Genomic DNA, 18,588 nt, shown 5'->3' on the forward strand with positions numbered 1-18,588 from the left:
TGTGGAGTCAGTCCCAGCGGGGGCAACCCAAGCGCTTTCCGCCTGGCTGACAAGCGAATATTTGCGTAGATCAGAAAGAGGAAGAAGCCCAGTGCCGGGATGAGCAGCACCAATATCCACGGTAAATTGCCCACGGCACGCCTCCTACGCTCAGTCTCCGGCCCGGCGCAACTGCCGTCAAGAGTGCGATATTCGGTAGTGGCTACCCATCTCCCCTGAGACCAAGGGCTATCCACGGGACCATGCTAGGCGTAGCTTTCTTCTCATCCCGGCACGTCTAACTTGACCCGCAGCCGGACCTACCAGGAGGTCATCATGGACAACCTATTCGGACGCGGCGGACTCGGAGTACCGGAGCCGCTCCGACGCTTCCTTCAAGGAGAATCCGACCCTTCGCTCCGCATCGAGCAATACCAAGAGGGGGACACGCTCGTCGTCAGAGTGGATTTGCCCGGAATCGACCCCGAGACCGACGTCGACATCAGCATTGCCGACGACACCCTGCATATCGAGGCGAGGCGCGAAGAGGATGCCGAACACGTGGACAAGAAGGGCTACCGCACCGAGCTCCGCTACGGCGAACGAACCCGCAGCATTCCGCTGCCCCGCGGAGTGAGCCAGGACGGCATCGTCGCCACGTACGAGGACGGCGTCCTCGAAATCCGTATCCAGCTCCCCGAACAGTCAGAGCCGCAGACCACGAAAATCCGAGTGGTCCGGACGGGTGGCCGCGAGGCCAATCAGTCTCCGGAGGACCTGAGCAACTAGCCCGAGCGAGGACGCGAGCCTAAGGGCCTCCGTCCCGTCCGTTTGGTCGCCGCACTTTTTGGAGCCGCGGGGCTGGCCGCTTGCCCTGCGGAGCACTAGCCTCAAGGGGCGTGACGGGCATCGCGAGGACAGCGACGACGGTGAGCGCGGCACTCACGAGCACCGCGAGAAATACCGCCGCAGAAGCGAATACCACCGATTGCGGATTCTTAGCGCCACCGGGGCTGCCGGCATAGATCGCATTTGCCACGGCACCGAAAACGGCTACTCCAAGCGAACTGCCAATGGATCGCGCGAAGAGGTTGGTGCCCGTCACCACTCCTCGTTCGTGCCATTCGACACTGGACTGGGCCGCGATCAGGCTCGGGGTTGCCAGAAGCCCAAGTCCTAGCCCTGCAACGAAGCAACTGCCTGCGACGAGCACGATGTTCGGTGTGTAGGCCGTCACGGCGAGGGCCGCCGAGCCGATAAGGGTAACGATGATTCCGACCAAGGCTGTTGCCCGAAAGCCGATCCGAAGGTAGAGGCGGCCCGACTGCGAAGCGCTGATCGGCCAGCCGATCGTCAGGGCCGCCAGGGACAGGCCCGCAGCCAATGGCGACACCGAAAGCGCCCCTTGGAGGAAGGTCGGAACGTACGAGGTGAGGCCAAGTACGACTGCTCCGGCTCCAAAAGAGATCAGTGCGGTCGTGGCGAGAAGACGCCTCGAAACGACCCACGGCGGAAGGACAGGTTCAGCTGCCCGTCGCTCGACCAGGACGAAGGCAACAAGCAAAACTGCGCCAATGGCGAATACTGCGATGCTGATCGGAGAGTCCCAGGCCCATGCCTGGCCGCCTTCCAAGGCACCGAGGATGCTCAAGGTCAACGTGACCGTCAGAAGGGCGGCTCCAAGATAATCGACGCGGTGCTTTACCCGTTCGATGTTCTCCTGGAACCTTTGAACCAGCATCCACGCAGCTACGATGCACAGCGGAATGTTGACGAGGAAGATTCCGCGCCAGACTCCAAGCGAAGCGAACACCCCGCCCAGAGTTGGGCCCACAACAGACGATGTTGCCCACACGCTGGCGAGGTAGCCTTGCACCTTCGCGCGCTCGGCGAGGGTGTAGATATCGCCGGCGATGGTAATGGCCACAGGCAGGACCGCGCCGGCACCCAGTCCCTGCACCACGCGGAAGGCGATGAGCGCAGGCATGCTCCACGCAAGCCCGCAAAGGATGGATCCGAGAAGGAAGAGTCCGATACCAGTGAGAATGATCGGCTTCCGACCCGCCATGTCGGAGAGTTTCGCGTAGACCGGGACCGAGACGGCCTGTGCGAGCAGGTAGGCGGAGAAGAGCCAAGGGAACGAGGCGAACCCGCCGATTTCATGAACGATCGAAGGCACAGCGGTCGCCACGATGGTTGCATCGATCGCGACAAGGCCGCTCGAGAGCATCAGGGCTATGAGTATCGGGCCCCGTTCGGAACGAAAGCCTACGCCGTCGCTTTGAGTTGCCATGTGCGGGCCTGTCTTTCCCCTATGCCGCGGCGTATCCTGATTACGTTTCCGGCACCGGCCTCGGCCGGCATATTCTTCGCACACACCATCTATCCCTGCACCCACTCAGTAAGGCGCCATCCATGGAGATGAACATCAGGGACCACTGGGACATGCTCAGCCCCGAGACGCAGCATTGGCTAACCGACAACCCCGGATGCGTGGTCTTGCCGCGAACCATCGCGGAAATAATCCATAAGGAAACCGGCATCACTCCGGATGCCGACCGGCACAGCCAAGTCAGCCTCTCTCCCGAGGATCTGAGCTTCATCCTGGCCAAGGCCGAAGGGGGCACGGTCCGGCCGAAGTGACCGACCCGCTCATTCGTCGCGGTCGTCATCCGCTGGCGCCGATGGAATTGCTGCCTCACGTAGCGGTCCCACTGCCCCGTCCGCGCCGTAGTCCCCCTCGGCGTACTGTCCGATTTCCGATTCCGCTGTGCGTCCCGGAACCGCTCCCGCGTCGCCGAGGTCAGCTTTTGCGTAGCGCCCGGATTCTTTGGCTTTCTTACCCAAGGGTTCGGGCAAGCCGCCTTGACTGCCGGCCACGCCGTAGTCGCCTTCGCTGTATTGGCCTTCTACGTCGTTGGAGTGCCGGCCGGGCTCCGTTCCCGTCTTGCCATAGTCGCCCTCGACGTACCGACCCCGAAGTTCCGGTTCCTCGGGAGTTCCGCTCTTCTCTTCGTCAGTGGGTTCTTCGACGGGTTCTTCGACGCCGCTGCTGCTGTCGGTCATGATCTTGCCTTTCCCGCAACCAACCTTGCGTCTCTTCGGCGCCCCTTAAGTTTATCGACGGGCTTTGCGGGGCAACAGGGCGTCAGCCCTGCGGACTGTGAAGTACCACGCCCGGCTCGTAGCTTTCAAGCTGGACGCTGGCCCTCACGAGTGCCCGGAGTTCGGGCAGGCCCCCTGTAACGGCTTCTGCGGCCCGGGCCTGAACCAGGACGTTTCCGAGCGCCGTGGCTTCCACGGGACCGGCCACAACCGTCTTGCCGGTGGCGTCGGCGGTGAGTTGGCACAGCAGCCTGTTCTGCGAGCCCCCGCCCACGACGTGGACCACGGACGTCTGCTTGCCGGACAGTCCTTCGGCGCGTGCCAGGGTCCTCGCGTAGGCGGCGGCGAGGCTGTCAAGGATGCAGCGCACGACGGCGGCCGGCCGGTCCGGGAGGACGGCACCGCCGGAGCGAACCGCGCATCTGATGCGCTCGGGCATGTTGTCCGGGGCGATGAACGCCGGATCGTCTGCGTTGATCTGCGGGCCGCCGGCGGGAAGTGCCGCCGCGGACTCCAGGAGCGCGGCCAGTTCCTCCCGATGCCCTTCGTCGGCCCAGGTGCGTTGGCATTCGCTGAGCAACCACAGGCCGCCCACGTTGCGCAGGTACCTCATGGTGCCGTCGACGCCCCGCTCATTGGTGAAGTTGGCCAATCGGCTTGCTTCATCCAGGACCGGGCTGTCCAATTCCACGCCCACGAGGGACCAGGTGCCGGAGGAAATGTAGGCGAAGTCTTCCTGCTGCGCGGGAACGGCGGCCACTGCCGAGGCGGTGTCGTGCGATCCCACGGCAACCACGGCAGTCTCCGCTTCGAGGCCCGTCCGGGCTGCGACTTCCGGTAGCAGCGTGCCTATGGTCTCGCCTGGCTGGATGATGGCCGGGAAAAGGTTCTTGGGCAGGCCGAGTGCCCTGAAGAATTCTGTGGACCACTCCCCCGTGACGGCGTGAAAAAGCCCGGTGGTGGAGGCATTCGTGGCCTCGGTACGGCGTTGCCCCGTCAGCCTGAAAGCGATCAAGTCCGGGATGAGCAGCGCCTGGACGCCGCGCAGTTCACGCTCGGTGGCGAGCTGGTAGAGCGTATTGAACTGCAGGAACTGCAGCCCGGTGGTGGCATAGAGCCGCGCCGGGTCCAGTACCTTGTGGACGTCCGCGACGGCCGTTCGGCCGCGCTCGTCGCGGTAGCTGAACGGCTGGATACGCAGGGCACCGGCGGCATCCACGAGTCCGTAGTCGACGGCCCACGTGTCGATGCCGATACTGGCGATCCGTTCCCCGCTTGCGGCGGCCGTTTCGGCGGCCGCCGCAAGTCCCGTGAGCACCTCCTCGAGCAGGGCGTCGAAGTCCCAGTGGAGTCCGCCGTCGAGCTCTACGACGCCGTTGGGGAAACGGTGCACTGTTTCGAGCGAGACCGCTTTTCCGGACGCAGGGCCGTCGGTGACACGGCCGAGCATGACGCGGCCCGAGGACGCTCCGATATCGACCGCGGCGAAAACGCCGCCGGCAGTTTCCTTCCTGCTCATCGCAGGAAGGCTGCGGCGACGCCCGCGTCCACCGGGATGTGCAGGCCCGTGGTGTGCGAGAGTTCGTTGCTGGTGAGCACGGCGGCCGCGTTGGCCACGTGCTCGGGCAGGACTTCGCGCTTGAGCAGGGTGCGCTGGGCGTAGTACTTGCCCAGTTCCTGCTCCTCGACTCCGTAGACGGCGGCGCGCTTGGCGCCCCAGCCGCCGGCGAAGATCCCGGAACCGCGGACCACGCCGTCGGGGTTGATGCCGTTGACGCGGACGCCGTACTCGCCCAGTTCAGCCGCAAGCAGGCGGACCTGGTGGGCCTGGTCCGCCTTGGTGGCGGAGTAGGCGATGTTGTTCGGGCCGGCGAACACCGAGTTCTTCGAGGAGATGTAGACGATGTCCCCGCCCATGCCCTGCTCGATCATGACCTTCGCCGCGGCCTTGGAGACCAGGAACGAGCCCTTGGCCATGACGTTGTGCTGCAGGTCCCAATCCTTCTCCGTGGTTTCCAGGAGCGGCTTGGAGATGGACAGGCCCGCGTTGTTCACCACCAGGTCCAGCCCGCCGAACGCCAGGACGGCTTCCTGGATGGCGGCGGCGATCTGGGCTTCGTCGGTGACGTCTGCCTGCACGCCGATGGCGACGTCAGCCCCGCCGAGTTCGGCGGCGACGGCATGGGCGTTGTCCAGGTTGAGGTCCGCGATGACCACGCAGGCTCCTTCCGCGGCGAGGCGGGTGGCGATAGCCTTGCCGATGCCCGACGCCGCGCCGGTCACCAAAGCGATGCGCGTGGCGTGGGACTTGGGCTTGGGCATCCGGGCGAGCTTGGCTTCCTCCAGGGCCCAGTATTCGATCCGGAACTTCTCGGATTCCTCGATCGGGGCGTAGGAGGAGATGGCCTCGGCGCCGCGCATGACGTTGATCGCGTTGAGGTAGAACTCTCCGGCGACCCGTGCGGTCTGCTTGTCCTTGCCATAGGAGAACATCCCGACGCCCGGGACCAGGACGATGGCCGGGTCCGCGCCGCGCAGGGCGGGGCTGTCTTCCTGGGCATGGCGGTCGTAGTAGGCCTGGTAATCCTCGCGGTACGCGGCGTGCAGTTCCTTGAGGCGTGCGACGCTTTCCTCGATGCCGGCGTCGGCGGGCAGGTCCAGGACGAGAGGCTTGACCTTGGTGCGCAGGAAGTGGTCCGGGCAGGAGGTGCCCAGCGCGCCCAGGCGGGGATGCCCGTCGCCTTCGAGGAACTCCAGGACACGCGGATCGTCGCTGAAGTGGCCCACCTGCGGCTTGTCGGCCGAGGCGAGGCCGCGGATGGCGGGAGCCAGCGCTGCCGCTTTGGCACGACGCTCGGCTTCCGGGAGTGCGGCGTAGCCGGGAAGCTTGGCGCCGAAAGGCTCGGCTTTGCCGTTCTCCGCGATGTAGCGTTCGGCCTGCTCGATGATCCAGAGGGAGTTGGCTTCGGCTTCCTCGCTCGTGGCGCCCCAGGCGGTGATGCCGTGGCCGCCCAGGATGGTGCCGATGGCCTGCGGGTTGGCTTCCTTGATCGCGGCAATGTCCAGTCCCAGCTGGAAGCCCGGGCGGCGCCAGGGAACCCACACGACCTTCTCGCCGAAGACCTTGGAGGTCAGCGCTTCGCCGTCCACCGCCGTCGCAATCGCGATGCCGGAGTCCGGGTGCAGGTGGTCCACGTGCGCGGCGTCCACGAGCCCGTGCATCGCGGTATCGATCGACGGCGCGGCGCCGCCCTTGCCGAACAGGCAGTAATCGAAGGCGGCCACCATTTCGTCTTCGCGCTCGACGCCGGGGTAAACGGCCTTGAGTGCCTGCAGCCGGTCCAGCCGCAAAACCGCCAGGTTTTCGGCCTTCAGGGTTCCCAGGTCCCCGCCGGAACCCTTGACCCACAACAGTTCGACGTCCTCCCCGGTGACCGGGTCCGTCTCCGTGCCCTTGGCGGAGGTGTTTCCGCCGGCGAAATTGGTGTTCCGCTTGTCCGCGCCCAGGCGGTTGGAACGGGTGATCAGTTCTTCAACTGTCTTGTTTGTTGTGTTCTGCGTGTTCATGCCTAAGCGCCCCATCCGGCTTGCTGACCGCCCACGCGGTCCTCGTTGATCTTCTTCTGGTAACCACTCGCCTTGAACGCCGTCATCGGGTCTGCCGGCAGGCCGCGCGATTCGCGCCACTCGGCCAGGACCGGCCGGACATCCGTGTAGAAGGCATCGTTGAAGATGCCGTTGGCGGCCAGGACATCCCCTTCGCGCTGCGCCTCGGCCAGTGCGTCCGTGTCGATGAGCAGGGCGCGCGCCGTCATTTCCTGGACGTTGAGCACGGAGCGGATCTGGCCCGGAATCTTCTCTTCCAGGTTGTGGCACTGGTCCAGCATCAAGGCGACGCCCGAATCCTTTCCGAAGCCGCCTCCACGGATGACCTCGTGCATGATGCGGAACAACTGGAAAGGATCCGCGGCACCGACGATCAGGTCATCGTCGGCATAGAAGCGCGAGTTGAAGTCGAAGGAGCCCAGCTTGCCCAGGCGCAACAGCTGCATGACGATGAACTCGATGTTGGTACCCGGGGCATGATGGCCGGTGTCCAGGCACACGAAGGCCTTCTCCCCCAGCGCCAGGGTTTGGGCGTAGGACGTACCCCAGTCCGGAACGTCGGTGTGGTAGAAAGCCGGCTCGAAGAACTTGTACTCCAGCACCAGGCGCTGGCTTTCGCCGAGGCCCGCGTAGATTTCCTGAAGGGATTCCGCCAGGCGGTCCTGGCGGCCGCGCATGTCGTCCTGGCCCGGATAGTTTGTGCCGTCAGCCAGCCAGATCTTCAAGTCCCTCGAACCCGTGGCGTGCATGATCTCGATGCACTCGAGGTGATGATCGATGGCCCGGCGGCGCACCGCGGCGTCGGAGGACGTCAGGGAACCGTACTTGTATTCGTCGTCCTGGAACGTATTCGAGTTGATGGTCCCCAGCCCGACGCCGAGGTCCGCCGCATACCCGCGGAGTGCGGAGTAATCGTCCACCTTGTCCCACGGGATGTGCAGTGCCACGGTCGGCGCAAGGCCCGTCAGCTCGTGGACTTTCGCGGCGTCGGCCAGCTTCTCCTGGATGGACCGCGGGGTGCCGGGCGTGCCGAACACCTTGAAGCGCGTGCCCGAGTTGCCATAGGCCCACGAGGGAACCTCGATGGCCAGTTCCCCGAGGCGACCCAGGGCCGTTTCCGTGGTGTTCATGATTGTGTTCCTTCTGTTGCCTGTGCGTCGTCTTCGAACAGCAGTGCCTTCTTGAATCGATTCCGTCTTGAATCGATTCATTCAAGAATCTACTCACACGGTAGGGCCACTTTCGCTGCGTGTCAACAGACAAACACCCGGATCGCCAGTCGAGGCACGTAATATGGATGAAACAGTTTGATTCGATTCATCAATTGGGAGGTTGAGCGTGCCAAGCGGCCCGGGAGCAAAGCTGACAGACGTCGCCGCCCTTGCGAGAGTTTCGGTTGGCACAGTGTCGAATGTCCTCAACCGGCCTGACCAAGTCTCGTTCGACAAGAGGACCCGCGTTCTTGCCGCCATCGAGGAGCTGGGATTCGTGCGCAACGAATCAGCCCGCTCACTGCGGTCCGGATCCACCAGGAGCCTCGGCATGCTGGTGTTGGACGTGCGCAACCCCTTCTTCACGGATGTCGCTTTGGGGGCTGAGAACGTCGCCGAAGACCACAAGCACTCCCTGATACTGGCCAACAGCGCCGAAGATGCCGGCCGCGAGCAGGCCTACCTGGACCTGTTCGAGCAGCAGCGGGTCCAAGGCGTTCTCATCACTCCGTTCGGGCAAGTTCTTCAACGGCTCGAAAGAATGCGCGACCGGGGTATCCCTTCTGTACTCGTCGACAGGCTCGCAAGCACGGACCAGTTCTGCTCGGTTTCAGTGGACGACGTCGCCGGCGGCGCCACGGCCCTGGAGCATCTCGTCAGCGTCGGTTCAGTGCGCCCGGCATTCGTCGGCGGCCCTTTCACGCTGCAGCAGGTCGAGGACCGGTACCGGGGTGCCGCCGACGCGGCAACCCGTGCGGGAGTCCCGCTTCAACTGTTCGAAACCCCGGACCTGAAATTCGAGCGCGGGCGCCGGATCGGAGATCTCATCGGGAATCTCCAGCCCGACAAGCGCCCGGATGCCGTGTTTGCCGCCAACGATCAGTTGGCGCTGGGGCTCTTGCAATCCTTCGCCGCGAACGGGCTCCGCGTGCCCGAGGACATCGCCATCGTAGGGTTCGACGACATCGATTTCGCTTCGCAGTCGAGCATCCCACTCAGCTCCATCAGTCAACCGAGGCAGCTGATCGGCGAGCGTGCCGCCCAGCTCCTGTTTGAAGAAATCGACGCCGAACCCGGCCACGTCCACAGCCAAGTGGTGTTCACGCCGGAACTCGTTGCGCGGCAGAGCACCTTGCGCCGCTAAGCGGATCCTTTCGATCCGGCCGCTGGCACGAGAGCGTCCTTTTCGGATGAAATGAGCGATATATAGGTCTCCAGCTGGGACCGCAACTGATCCGCTGAGTGGTGTTCCGGCGTCAGCGTGGCCGTGATTTGGGCACCGAGCGCGAATGTCATGATCCCGCCGACGATGTCGTCATCGTTCAGCCCCTCCTTCAGTTCGCCTAGCTCCCTGGCTTCACGGAGCTTGTCGAACAGGGCCTCACGCCATTGCTCCATCGAGGAATCATGCAGGGCGGCCTTCGCCGGGTCCGTCAATGCGCGCTGCCAGAAGGCAATCGCGATTCGCGCCTCGTTGAGCCTCTCGGCGTCGAGCGGCAAAATTTCATGGCAATAGCTGCGCAACGCAGACAGGCCCCGCTGGCCGGCAGTGGAGTCGCTCATGCGGGTATTCGTCTGGTTGAAGACGTGGCCGAAAGCGAACGTCAAGAGATCGTCTTTCGTAGGGAAGTACGGCTTGAGCGCACCGTTGGCAAAGCCCGCTTCCGTTGCTATCTCGCGCATCGTGGCACCCTCGATCCCCCGGCTGGCGATGATCCGCCACGTGGCTTCGACCAGCTCCACCCGGCGCTTATCGTGGTCTACGATCTTCGGCACTCTTTCCCCAAATCTTTTTTCTACAACCGTTGTGACTCAGATTACACGATGCTATTCTCTACACACATAGAAAATAAACCGCCACTCACAAAGGCCTTCCATGAGCACAACCTCCTCTCCAGAAATCGCCGACATGGCTGAGATTGCCGGACTGTCTCCGTATGCCTTGACCAGTGCCGAAGACATCACGGCCGTCAGGGGCATTTTGGCCGACGCCGGACTCTTCGACGAATCCATCCGGATCGCCTACCTTGGCCTCCTTGAGCCACCGCGGAATGCGGAGGCTGTGGACCGCAGGTTCAGGGCGTTCCTACATAACGTTTCATCCGGTGCCGCACAGGACGTCGTGGTCTCTGTGACACACCAGGAAGTCGTCTCGAAAGTCGAACTCGATACGTCAGTGACGGGCGAGCTTCCTGTCATCGAAGAAGAATTCGAGGTGGTCGAAGAGATCCTCGCCCAGGACGAACGGTGGCTCAAGGCCTTGGCTGACCGGAATCTCGACGTCAGCAAAGTCAGGGTCGCTCCCCTGTCAGCCGGGGTCTTTGAGTACCCGGAGGAGAAAGGCCGCCGGATCCTGCGCGGCTTGGCTTTCGTCCAAGAGTTCCCCGGCGACAGCGCCTGGGCCCACCCTGTGGATGGACTGGTCGCCTACGTCGACGTCGTCAGCAAGACGGTCGACCAAGTCCTGGATTTCGGCGCCGTCCCGGTGCCGCAAGAACACGGCAACTTTACCGACCCTGAGCTGACCGGGCCGATGCGCACCACCCAGAAACCGATCCATATCACCCAGCCGGAAGGCCCGAGCTTCACCGTCACCAATGGAAACCACGTCGAGTGGGAAAAGTGGAGCCTGGACATCGGCTTCGATGTCCGGGAAGGCGTTGTCCTGCACAATGTAGCGTTCGACGACGTCGATCGCCGTCGCAGTATCCTCAAGCGCGCTTCGATCGCCGAAATGGTGGTCCCTTACGGCGACCCCTCCCCCGTGCGCTCCTGGCAGAACTACTTCGATACCGGCGAATACCTCGTGGGCCAATACGCCAACTCGCTCGAGCTCGGCTGCGATTGCCTCGGCGAAATCACCTACCTCAGCCCGGTAGTGAGCGACTCGTTCGGCCGGCCACGGGAAATCCGCAACGGCATCTGCATGCACGAAGAGGACTGGAGCATCCTCGCCAAGCACAGCGACCTCTGGAGCGGCGTGAACTACACCCGCCGAAACCGCAGGCTCGTCATCAGCTTCTTCACCACCATCGGCAACTACGACTATGGCTTCTACTGGTACCTCTACCTCGACGGCACCATCGAGTTCGAAGCCAAGGCCACCGGTGTCGTCTTCACAAGCGCCCACCCCGGAAAAGGCTACCCGTACGCCTCGGAGCTCGCTCCGGGCCTTGGCGCTCCCTTCCATCAGCACCTCTTCAGCGCCCGACTGGACTTCGCCATCGACGGCCTGAGCAACAGGGTCGAGGAAGAGGACGCCGTGCGCGTACCCATGGGAGAAGGCAACGAACGCGGCAACGCCTTCGCGCGCCGTCGGACTGTGCTCAAGAGCGAAGCGGAGGCAGTGCGCGAGTCCGACATGGCGGCCGGGCGGGCCTGGATCATTTCCAATCCCGAATCACTCAACCGCCTGGGCGACCCTGTGGGGTACAAGCTCCATGGACAAGGGCATCCCATGCTCCTGGCCGACCCCCAATCGTCCATCGCCCGGCGTGCAGCCTTCGCTACGAAGGACCTGTGGGTGACCCGCTACGACGAGAATGAGCGCTACCCCAGCGGCGACTTCGTCAATCAGCACTGCGGAGGAGCCGGATTGCCGTCCTACATTGCCCGCAACAGGGACATCAACGGGCAAGACATCGTCGTGTGGCACACCTTCGGGCTGACCCACTTCCCCCGCCCCGAAGACTGGCCGATCATGCCCGTCGACACGGTGGGATTCAAACTGCGGCCCGAAGGCTTCTTCGATCGGAGCCCCGTCCTCGACGTCCCCGCATCGAAGCCCGCCGAAGGCGGCCACTGCCACATGGAGGCCCAGAAATGAGTTTAACAACCGGGAAAGAGACCACTCAGGTGGGCCACCCGCATCACCATCGGCGCCGTCTCGGCGTCCCCGCGGTGACCTTCATGATCATCGCCGCCTCTGCTCCGCTCACCGTCCTCGCCGGCGGCGTGACGACGACGTTTGCCGTGACCGGGGTCACCGGCGTGCCGCTGTCCTTTCTCCTACTCGGCGGAACCCTCGCCGTGTTCGCCGTCGGCTACGCGGCAATGAGCCGGTACGTCGTCAACGCCGGCGCCTTCTATTCCTACGTAGCCCAGGGCATCTCCCGGCCGGTCGGCGTCGGGGTTTCCATGGTGGCCCTGATGGCCTACAACGTGATGCAAGTCGGCATCTATGGTCTCTTCGGCTTCACCGTCTCAAGCCTGATCAACGAACGCTTCGGCGTCACTGTCCCCTGGTGGATTCCGGTGCTGGCCTGCATCGCCGTCGTCGCTTTCCTCGGGGTGAACCGGGTGGATCTGTCAGCGAAGGTCCTCGGGGTGCTCGTCGGCCTGGAGTTCCTCGTGGTGATTGTCTACGACGTCGTCTCCTTTGCCGTGGCACCCGAGGGAGTCAGCGGAGCACCGCTCAGCCCGCAGAGCCTCTTTGTGCCGGGCGTCGGGGCGGTCCTCTCCTTCGGCATCGCTGCATTCATGGGATTCGAATCGGCAGCGATCTACGGCGAGGAAAGCAAGGACCCCAAGCACACCGTCGCCCGGGCCACCTACACTGCCGTCGCGATCATCGCGCTCTTCTACGCTGTTTCCTCCTGGGCCATGGCGGTCGGAACCGGACCGTCAGCCGTGGTGGACGCCTCCGCGAAACAAGGACCGGACCTGATGTTCGGCTTCCTCAGTGACCATGCCGGCGTCCTTCTCGCCGACCTGGCCCGCTTGCTCTTCGTCACCAGCCTTTTTGCAGCCCTCGTCAGCTTCCACAATGCCGCAGCGCGCTATTTCTTCTCCTTGGGCCGGGAACAAGTCCTCCCCCGAAAGCTAGGGGCAGTCCGGCGGCACAGCGGCGCACCTTACGCCGGGTCGATCGCCCAGACGGTCATCGCAGTCGTGGTCACGGTGGCGTTCGCAATCGCCGGGACCGGATCGTCACTCGGTGATCTCTACCCTGTCCTGACCATGTTCACGTGGCTGACGAACGACGGCGCGATGGGACTTGTCCTCTTGATGACCGTTGTTTCGCTGGCCGTCATTGGATTCTTCCGTAAGAACAGGCATGACGCTGGAATCTGGACCCGCGTGATCGCCCCTGCCCTGGGGTTCATGCTCTTGGCCGTGATTTTCGTTCTGATCGTGGTCAACTTCAACGTCCTGCTGGGCCAAAACGAGACCAATGCCTTGACGTTCATCCTGCCGGCGACGATCATCGTGCCCGGATTGGTGGGGGTCGCTTGGGCATTCCGCCTCCGCCGAAGCAATCCCGCCGTGTATAGGCGCATCGGGCACGGCGAAGAGGGGCCGGCGGCTGTGCACCTCGGGGCCGAAGAAGACTTGTAGCGACTGGACTGCCGATCGGTGAACGACATGCACATAACCCTTTCGTTGGTCATGCTGGCCTGCTGCGCCCTCGGAATTTGGAGCCCGATGCGCGAAGGCCTGGTCAGGAACCTCAGCCAGTGGGGACCGATGGCGCTTATGCTGGTGGCGATGGCTGACACGACCGTCGGGCCCGGCATTGTTCCGGGCGTCGTGTGGGGACTGCTGCTTCTCCTTACGTCGCCTCTTCCACTGGTGCTCCTGCCCAGGGAGCGACGCGGCGGCATGGAAATACACCGCTCCTTGTCCATGGTGGCCATGTTCGCCATCTTCGTCACAACCCTTCCCTCCGCCCCCTCCAGTTCGATACACCCAACACATGCGCATTCGGGACCTGGCGGAGCGAACCCGGTCCTGGCAGTTGCCCTCGCGGCTGGGGTCATCGCCTACTCAGTCGTCCTGGCGGCCCGAACGCTGCGGCGAAACAGCCGTGGACACCGTCGACACGCATCTGCATCCCTTGAGGCCTTCTCTTCAGCGGGTGCCCTGGGCGCCATGGTCCTGATGGCCGTCTGACGCCTAGAACGTTGTCCTTCGAAACCAATACCAACTCAGAGTGGAGCAAACCCTTGGAAACCCTTCTGGCTTCAATCACCCCGACCACCGGCGAAACCCGGACCATCCTCGACCCTGCCACCGGTACCGCCGTCGGCGAGGCTCCCGTGCACACCGTCGAGGACCTGGAGCGCGCCATCGCCGCCGCCGAGGCGGCCCAACCCGCGTGGGCTGCGCTGGGACACGACGCCCGGTCCGCCGCGCTGCTCAGGGCCGCCGACGCCGTCGAGCGCTCCGCCGAGGAACTCGCCCGCCTGCTCTCCCGCGAGCAGGGCAAGCCGCTGAACGGCCCCAACGCCCGCTTCGAAGTCGGCGCCTGCGCCGCCTGGCTGCGCGCCACTGCCGGCACGCCCCTGGACCCGGAAACCGTGGTGGACGACGGCGAAACACGCGCCGAGCTGCACTACCGGCCCATCGGCGTCGTCGGCGCGATCGGACCCTGGAACTGGCCCATGATGATCACCATCTGGCAGATCGCCCCCGCCCTGCGCATGGGCAACGCCGTCGTCGTCAAGCCCTCCGAATACACGCCCCTGTCCGTGCTCGCACTGGCCGCCGTGATCAACGAAGAGCTTCCCGAGGGCCTCCTCACCGTGGTCTCCGGCGGCCGCGACGTCGGCGAGGCGCTGGCTTCACACCCCGCCATCGGCAAGGTCATGTTCACCGGTTCCACCGCCACCGGCAAAGCGATCATCCGCTCCAGCGCGGACACGGTGAAGCGCCTCACCCTCGAACTCGGCGGAAACGACGCCGGCATCGTCCTGCCCGACGCCGACCCCAAGACAATCGCCGAGGGCCTCTTCTGGGGCGCCTTCATCAACACCGGCCAGACCTGTGCCGCGCTCAAGCGCCTCTACGTACACGACTCCCTGTATGAGGCGGTGTGCTCCGAACTTGCTGCCGTTGCCGCCGCTATGCCCATGGGCGTTGGTTTGGACGAGGCGAACGTGCTTGGACCGCTGCAGAACCGGCAGCAATACGACATCGTCGCGAAACTCGTGGACGCCGCCCGCGACTCCGGCGCCCGCATCCTGCTCGGCGGCAACCCCGACGACGGCCAGCCCGGCTACTTCTACCCCACCACCCTCGTGGCCGACATCGACGACGACAACCCCCTCGTGGTTGAGGAACAGTTCGGCCCCGCCCTGCCCATCATTCGCTACAAGAGCGTTGACGAGGCCATCGCCAAGGCGAACGCGCTCGACGTCGGACTCGGCGCCTCCGTCTGGTCCGCGGACCAGGAAGCCGCCCGCGAGGTCGCGGCACGCCTTGAGGCCGGCACGGTCTGGATTAACAAGCACGGCAACGTCGACCCCCGCATCCCCTTCGGCGGCGCCAAGCAATCCGGCTACGGCCTCGAATTCGGCGTCGAAGGCCTCAAAGCCCTCGGTGTGCCCCAGGTGATCAACGGCTGACCCAACTGACTAGCAGTTGTTGTCGTTTTGAGGCCCCAGAACGACAACAACTGTCAGCTAGTTGGGTAGTGCCGCCGTCGCCTTTGTATCTCCACGTAGGCCGTGACGAGGAGCAGGACAATCACGGCAAGGCCCAAAACGACGGCGGCGGGAACCACAACGCTCACGGGTATGAGCAAGACGGCGGTCACCACTGTAGGCACGGCCCATGGCAGCACTGCGCGCGGAGGCTGACCGTAGCGGAGCGACACGATCGCATTGCACGCATAGAAGAGGGCCAGGCCTCCGCCGAGCGAAATCCCGGAACCGAACGGCAAGTGCTCGTAGGGTGCTGGAATGGCTGTCGCGATCGCCCCGGCGATCGCGGTCACCCCCACCACCAGGAGGAACGGCATGAACAAGGTGGTCTGAAGTATCCCGGCAAAATCGGACCGGGCCTGCAGTCGCTCGAGCCCTGCTGTGATTGTCCCCGTGCCGTATTGGAAGAATGCCCAGCCGAGCAAGGCAACAACGAGGAATCCGAGCGCACCGAGCAGGCCTGCGCCCGGGCCCCAATCGTCAGACACCTCGGTGACGATCGTGAAGATGGACTCGCCGAGGACAATGATGACGAACAAGCCAAGCCGCTCAGATGCGTGCTCGATGTTGATCCCGCCGATACCCCGGTCTGGCCAAAGGCGCGCGCTAAGCGTCATCATTCCAACCTCGACGACGATCGCGGCAGCCCACAGAATGACAGCGATGTGGAGCGGCAAAGAGGCTGAGATGAGCCAGAGGACGGCAGTGCCGCCGTTGTAGATCCAGATGCGCCACGGAGTTTCGGACGAATTCCCGCGGTGCTGGTACAGCCACAAGATCAGCAGGACCACGCGAATGGCAGCATTGGCCAGCGAAAAGGCCCAGGCCCGTTCGCCAAAGGCCCCGGGCGCGGCGGCGGCCATCACGCTCGCCGCTGCCATGGCAGCGAGCATTGCGATGCCCAGCGCCCGGGACGACAAACCAGGCAGGAGGTTGACGACGGAAACGATGTTCACCCAGGCCCACCACGCCGGGAAGAAAAGCAGGACGAACGTACCGAATTCAGCCCATCCAGGATCGCCGTGGATCCCGCGGGCAAGCTGCCCGACGAAGGCCACAAAGACGAGGTCGAAGAACAGTTCCATCCAGTGCACGCGGCGTGGGTCACGGGCCACCTCGTGTGTCAGCGCGCCAGAATCCGACGACTTATCCATCATTGACCCATGCTATTGGCTGGCGAAGCGCTAGTGGCTCCTGGCGCCGAAGAGAGAGGCTGTTCATACAGGTACCCGCAATGCACCCGACAAGGCCTGGGATAGTAGCATTTGTAATGCATGAATACCCTTGCAATGGGCGTCCTGCGGACAGGGAAGTTGGGGACAAGTAAAGGCAATGGATTCGGAACCGGTACAGCCAGAGGTAAACCCGCGATTCAGCAACACCCGGAAACAGAACACCGAGCTTGCCATCCAGCAACTCCGGGACGGCGGGTTCACCACAATTCAGATAGAAGAATTCGTCGAGACCCTGCACCGGATGGAGGCCGACGAGTCGATACTCGCTCCCCTGACAAATGCCTTGTTCGCCATGAACGTCTCAGTCCAATGGCTGATGTAGGAACTGCAGGCACTCCAAGACCCCGATCAGGTTAATCGGACTCGGCATCCTGCTCGATGCGTCGGCGCTGCTCCTCCAGTTCCTTCTCGCCTTCGTCTTCAGCTTCATAAAGCTTGGAGTTGGTGATCCGGAGTTCACGCATCACGGCGTCGAGCTTCACATGGAGGGCGGCACTGTCTCTGTTTTGGGTGTTTTGGATGATGAAGACCATCAAAAACGTCACGATGGTGGTGCCGGTATTGATGACCAACTGCCAGGTATCCGAAAATCCCAAGAGTGGCCCCGTAAACGCCCAGACGATGAGAATGATTACTGCCGCGCTGAAGACCCAGGCGTGGCCGAGAACTTTGGCCACCTTGGTGGTGAACCGGGTGAAGAAATCCTGTCGTGAACCGCTGTCTTCGCTCATTCAGTCATCATCCGCCCATTTCATTCCGACCCAAAGTCTTTCCAACGTTGTAATCTTCAGCTAAGGACGGACGCCGACGTGCGCGGAAGAAGGAAAAGTGGCAGTTACCATGCGGGACGTGGCCCAGGCGGCCGATGTGTCAATCAAGACGGTATCCAACGTCATCAATGACCATCCAAACATCAAAGCCGAGACCCGCGAGCGGGTTTTGCTGGCCATCGAGAAACTCGGCTATCAGCCCAATCTCTCGGCCCGCGGGTTACGGTCCGGACGCACGGATGTCATCAGCCTCATCATCCCGGATCTGAAGAACGCATACTTTGCCGAACTTGCAGACGCCGTGATGACGGCCGCCTCAAAGCGCGGGAAGGTCGTGATCATCGAACAAAGCGGAGGCTCACGGACACGCGAGCTGGAGATCCTCCATGGCCCCCGGATGCGAATGGTCGATGGCGTCTTGTACAGCGTGCTTGGCCTGGGCCAGGAGGACGTGGGCCTCATTGATATTCCGACGCCCATGGTCCTCCTGGGTGAGCGGATTTTTCATGGCCCCACGGACCACGTGACCATGCAAAACATTGAGGCTTCGCAAGCAGCTACGAAACACCTCCTGCAGCGGGGACGAACGAAACTACTCGCCTTTGGCGCCCATCGAAATGAAGTCATCGGCTCAGCCGGGCTCCGTCTGGAAGGTTACCGCCGCGCCTTGCAGAACGCGGGACTGGATTACCGGGACGAACTGGCTATCGATGTCCAGTCATGGCACCGGTCCGACGGCGCCCAAGCCATGCGGCAGGTCTTGGAGTCCGGGCTCGAGTTCGATGGCGTCGTCGCATTCAACGACTCCATCGCCCTGGGTGCCATGCGTGTCATGCAGGACGCTGGACTGAGAATCCCCGAGGATATCGCCATTATCGGTTTCGACGACATCGACGAGACCCGGTATTCGTTACCGACGTTGTCGACCATAGATCCGGGCCGGCGGCAGATCGCCGAGACCGCCGTCGCGATGCTCCTGGAACGGATCGACGGCGCGGCCGAAGCAACGCCCGCCCGCGAGTTTGAAGCGGATTTCAAGGTCATCAGCCGGGAGTCCACTGCGATTAAGTCCGCCGAAGACTCCGCCTAATTTCTTCTTGACATGTAAGTCGGGTCACAGCATCATGGATTTACAACGATTACTTACATCGATGTAAAAGCCTGGGAATCTCCTCTCGCCCCAACCTCCGAGTCCGTCCGGGCCCCCACCAGCATCCATTGGCTGGAGGACGGCCTACCCTCACTGCTCTACCTCCGA

17 protein-coding genes are annotated in these 18,588 nt (G+C 63.4%); 9 read left to right on the forward strand and 8 right to left on the reverse strand.

The genetic code is table 11. The annotated features are described in order from the left end of the window. Positions 1–315 precede the first annotated feature (315 nt). Positions 316–768, forward strand: a complete 453-nt coding sequence (locus ABEA18_RS16345; protein ID WP_345450766.1) for an Hsp20/alpha crystallin family protein — start codon at positions 316–318, stop codon at positions 766–768. A 19-nt stretch (positions 769–787) separates the two neighbouring features. On the opposite strand, the gene ABEA18_RS16350 is transcribed toward ABEA18_RS16345, so the two are convergent. Continuing rightward, positions 788–2,272, reverse strand: coding sequence for an MFS transporter (locus ABEA18_RS16350; protein WP_345450768.1), 1,485 nt, complete (start codon positions 2,270–2,272; stop codon positions 788–790). Between the two features lie 122 nt (positions 2,273–2,394). On the opposite strand from ABEA18_RS16350, the gene ABEA18_RS16355 reads away from it, so the two are divergent. Beyond that, positions 2,395–2,622, forward strand: a complete 228-nt coding sequence (locus ABEA18_RS16355; RefSeq protein ID WP_345450770.1) for a hypothetical protein — start codon at positions 2,395–2,397, stop codon at positions 2,620–2,622. A 9-nt stretch (positions 2,623–2,631) separates the two neighbouring features. Here ABEA18_RS16355 and ABEA18_RS16360 read toward each other — a convergent pair whose 3' ends face one another. The 4 genes from ABEA18_RS16360 to rhaI form a co-directional block, all read right to left on the reverse strand. Beyond that, a complete protein-coding gene (locus tag ABEA18_RS16360; RefSeq protein ID WP_345450772.1) occupies positions 2,632–3,045 on the reverse strand; it encodes a hypothetical protein in 414 nt (137 codons plus the stop codon). Between the two features lie 82 nt (positions 3,046–3,127). Further along, positions 3,128–4,603, reverse strand: coding sequence for a rhamnulokinase (locus tag ABEA18_RS16365; RefSeq protein WP_345450774.1), 1,476 nt, complete (start codon positions 4,601–4,603; stop codon positions 3,128–3,130). Then, a complete protein-coding gene (locus tag ABEA18_RS16370) occupies positions 4,600–6,651 on the reverse strand; it encodes a bifunctional aldolase/short-chain dehydrogenase (protein WP_345450776.1) in 2,052 nt (683 codons plus the stop codon). The genes ABEA18_RS16365 and ABEA18_RS16370 overlap by 4 nt, the downstream gene beginning before the upstream one ends. A gap of 2 nt (positions 6,652–6,653) precedes the next feature. Then, positions 6,654–7,820, reverse strand: a complete 1,167-nt coding sequence (gene rhaI / locus ABEA18_RS16375) for an L-rhamnose isomerase (RefSeq protein ID WP_345450778.1) — start codon at positions 7,818–7,820, stop codon at positions 6,654–6,656. Positions 7,821–8,028: 208 nt separating this feature from the next. Here rhaI and ABEA18_RS16380 point away from each other — a divergent pair, with 208 nt between their 5' ends. After that, positions 8,029–9,045 (forward strand): LacI family DNA-binding transcriptional regulator, encoded by a 1,017-nt coding sequence (locus ABEA18_RS16380; protein WP_345450780.1) that lies wholly within the window; start codon positions 8,029–8,031, stop codon positions 9,043–9,045. Here the strand turns inward: ABEA18_RS16380 and ABEA18_RS16385 are convergent. Beyond that, positions 9,042–9,677 (reverse strand): TetR/AcrR family transcriptional regulator, encoded by a 636-nt coding sequence (locus ABEA18_RS16385; RefSeq protein ID WP_345450782.1) that lies wholly within the window; start codon positions 9,675–9,677, stop codon positions 9,042–9,044. The two genes, ABEA18_RS16380 and ABEA18_RS16385, sit on opposite strands and share 4 nt — an antisense overlap. 133 nt (positions 9,678–9,810) lie before the next feature. On the opposite strand from ABEA18_RS16385, the gene ABEA18_RS16390 reads away from it, so the two are divergent. Genes ABEA18_RS16390 through ABEA18_RS16405 form a run of 4 tightly spaced genes read left to right on the forward strand, consistent with a single transcriptional unit; the run spans position 9,811 to position 15,247 of the window. Continuing rightward, positions 9,811–11,727: a primary-amine oxidase gene (locus ABEA18_RS16390; RefSeq protein WP_345451198.1), complete on the forward strand. Its 1,917-nt coding sequence runs from the start codon at positions 9,811–9,813 to the stop codon at positions 11,725–11,727. Further along, a complete protein-coding gene (locus ABEA18_RS16395; protein ID WP_345450784.1) occupies positions 11,724–13,238 on the forward strand; it encodes an APC family permease in 1,515 nt (504 codons plus the stop codon). The genes ABEA18_RS16390 and ABEA18_RS16395 overlap by 4 nt, the downstream gene beginning before the upstream one ends. A 27-nt stretch (positions 13,239–13,265) precedes the next feature. Continuing rightward, positions 13,266–13,793 carry a hypothetical protein gene (locus ABEA18_RS16400; protein ID WP_345450786.1) on the forward strand — a complete coding sequence of 176 codons (528 nt, stop codon included), beginning with the start codon at positions 13,266–13,268 and terminating at the stop codon, positions 13,791–13,793. Positions 13,794–13,846: 53 nt separating this feature from the next. Continuing rightward, positions 13,847–15,247 carry an aldehyde dehydrogenase family protein gene (locus tag ABEA18_RS16405; RefSeq protein WP_345450788.1) on the forward strand — a complete coding sequence of 467 codons (1,401 nt, stop codon included), beginning with the start codon at positions 13,847–13,849 and terminating at the stop codon, positions 15,245–15,247. A gap of 53 nt (positions 15,248–15,300) precedes the next feature. On the opposite strand, the gene ABEA18_RS16410 is transcribed toward ABEA18_RS16405, so the two are convergent. After that, positions 15,301–16,482, reverse strand: a complete 1,182-nt coding sequence (locus ABEA18_RS16410) for a low temperature requirement protein A (protein WP_345450790.1) — start codon at positions 16,480–16,482, stop codon at positions 15,301–15,303. 175 nt (positions 16,483–16,657) lie between these two features. Here ABEA18_RS16410 and ABEA18_RS16415 point away from each other — a divergent pair, with 175 nt between their 5' ends. Beyond that, complete coding sequence (locus tag ABEA18_RS16415) at positions 16,658–16,882, forward strand: hypothetical protein (RefSeq protein WP_345450792.1); 225 nt, start codon at positions 16,658–16,660, stop codon at positions 16,880–16,882. 31 nt (positions 16,883–16,913) lie between these two features. Here the strand turns inward: ABEA18_RS16415 and ABEA18_RS16420 are convergent, their stop codons facing one another. Further along, positions 16,914–17,291: a low affinity iron permease family protein gene (locus ABEA18_RS16420; protein ID WP_345450793.1), complete on the reverse strand. Its 378-nt coding sequence runs from the start codon at positions 17,289–17,291 to the stop codon at positions 16,914–16,916. Between the two features lie 97 nt (positions 17,292–17,388). Here ABEA18_RS16420 and ABEA18_RS16425 point away from each other — a divergent pair, with 97 nt between their 5' ends. Further along, a complete protein-coding gene (locus ABEA18_RS16425) occupies positions 17,389–18,420 on the forward strand; it encodes a LacI family DNA-binding transcriptional regulator (protein ID WP_345450795.1) in 1,032 nt (343 codons plus the stop codon). Positions 18,421–18,588 lie beyond the last annotated feature (168 nt).

The sequence above is a fragment of the Arthrobacter gyeryongensis genome, from assembly GCF_039543785.1.
Taxonomy (GTDB): domain Bacteria; phylum Actinomycetota; class Actinomycetes; order Actinomycetales; family Micrococcaceae; genus Arthrobacter; species Arthrobacter gyeryongensis.

Coding starts and splice junctions, on each gene's coding strand:
- ABEA18_RS16345 (WP_345450766.1), top strand. CDS start 316: ATGGACAACCTATTCGGACGCGGCGGACTCGGAGTACCGGAGCCGCTC.
- ABEA18_RS16350 (WP_345450768.1), bottom strand. CDS start 2,272: ATGGCAACTCAAAGCGACGGCGTAGGCTTTCGTTCCGAACGGGGCCCG.
- ABEA18_RS16355 (WP_345450770.1), top strand. CDS start 2,395: ATGGAGATGAACATCAGGGACCACTGGGACATGCTCAGCCCCGAGACG.
- ABEA18_RS16360 (WP_345450772.1), bottom strand. CDS start 3,045: ATGACCGACAGCAGCAGCGGCGTCGAAGAACCCGTCGAAGAACCCACT.
- ABEA18_RS16365 (WP_345450774.1), bottom strand. CDS start 4,603: ATGAGCAGGAAGGAAACTGCCGGCGGCGTTTTCGCCGCGGTCGATATC.
- ABEA18_RS16370 (WP_345450776.1), bottom strand. CDS start 6,651: ATGAACACGCAGAACACAACAAACAAGACAGTTGAAGAACTGATCACC.
- rhaI (WP_345450778.1), bottom strand. CDS start 7,820: ATGAACACCACGGAAACGGCCCTGGGTCGCCTCGGGGAACTGGCCATC.
- ABEA18_RS16390 (WP_345451198.1), top strand. CDS start 9,811: ATGGCTGAGATTGCCGGACTGTCTCCGTATGCCTTGACCAGTGCCGAA.
- ABEA18_RS16395 (WP_345450784.1), top strand. CDS start 11,724: ATGAGTTTAACAACCGGGAAAGAGACCACTCAGGTGGGCCACCCGCAT.
- ABEA18_RS16400 (WP_345450786.1), top strand. CDS start 13,266: ATGCACATAACCCTTTCGTTGGTCATGCTGGCCTGCTGCGCCCTCGGA.
- ABEA18_RS16410 (WP_345450790.1), bottom strand. CDS start 16,482: ATGATGGATAAGTCGTCGGATTCTGGCGCGCTGACACACGAGGTGGCC.
- ABEA18_RS16415 (WP_345450792.1), top strand. CDS start 16,658: ATGGATTCGGAACCGGTACAGCCAGAGGTAAACCCGCGATTCAGCAAC.
- ABEA18_RS16420 (WP_345450793.1), bottom strand. CDS start 17,291: ATGAGCGAAGACAGCGGTTCACGACAGGATTTCTTCACCCGGTTCACC.